Source organism: Mesorhizobium sp. LHD-90, from assembly GCF_030929505.1.
GTDB lineage: Bacteria > Pseudomonadota > Alphaproteobacteria > Rhizobiales > Rhizobiaceae > Kumtagia.
The window spans coordinates 1-566 of sequence record NZ_JAVFVV010000061.1 but is presented as its reverse complement, the minus strand read 5'-3'; the positions used below and the strand labels follow the sequence as shown (position 1 = coordinate 566).

General features: G+C 73.5%; 1 pseudogene. It reads left to right on the top strand.

Going from position 1 to position 566, the window contains the following annotated elements:
* A pseudogene (locus RB623_RS30280) lies at window positions 1-566 on the top strand (hypothetical protein); the annotation flags it as partial.

Genomic DNA, 566 nt, shown 5'->3' with positions numbered 1-566 from the left:
CGGCGTTTGATCATCGCGGCGGCGCGCGGCATCGTCGTGACCCTGCCGCCGTTTCGCCCGCGAAAGCCAAAACCCGGAACCAACGAGGCCGTGCTGCGCAGCCTCGGCATCGCCGTCACCATGTCGAATGCCGACTTTGCGCGCGCCGAAGCGGCCAGGAAAGCCGCCGCGTTGCGTGCCGCCCGTCCGCGCGTAACAAACCTGTCGCTGCTCGATCCGCTCAAAAATCCGTTCCGCATCCGTCGCCGCTATGTGCCCGCCCATGCCGTTCCGCGCATCAGGTCGCTCGATGACAGCGCATCCTGCCGCCCCCTGCCTGCGCCGCCGTCGCCCGACGATCCGGTCAGCGCATCGCGGCTGGGCCAGCGGCTGGAGGCGCTGGGCCGCGCGCTCGACGACCTGCCGGGCCAGGCCAAACGGCTCGCCCGCTGGAAGGCGCGCCACGACGCGGCGTGTGCGCGGGACAGGCAAGCCCGCGCAGCGGCCGCGCAAGACCAGCACCGCCCCCCTCAGGTGTGGCGGCCGCGCCGCGTCTCGCCGCTGCGGCGCGGGCGTCCACCCGGCGG